Genomic DNA, 245 nt, shown 5'->3' on the forward strand with positions numbered 1-245 from the left:
AGGTTTGGTCAAATTTCATCTTGTTAAATAATCTACTAGTGGTAAAATCCGCCAAGCCGATACCATTTGCGTTTCCATGTGATTCCTCTGTGAGATCAAGCACAACTATCTTGCTTATATTTGGTCCTCCTGATGCATATGGTGTGTGGTATCTTCCAATTATATTCGTATCCATGCCTGTACCCGTAATATTCTTTCCTATTTCATCGATTACCAAAACATCCAGATTATCGAAAAATATTTTT

At 36.3% G+C, this 245-nt stretch carries 1 pseudogene; it reads right to left on the reverse strand.

What is annotated here, in order from left to right:
- Positions 1-245: pseudogene (locus ACKX14_RS16345) on the reverse strand (nickel pincer cofactor-dependent isomerase, group 22); the annotation flags it as partial.

The sequence above is a fragment of the Thermorhabdus hydrogeniformans genome (assembly GCF_049310025.1).
Lineage (GTDB): Bacteria > Bacillota > Thermosediminibacteria > Thermosediminibacterales > Tepidanaerobacteraceae > JBJYKD01.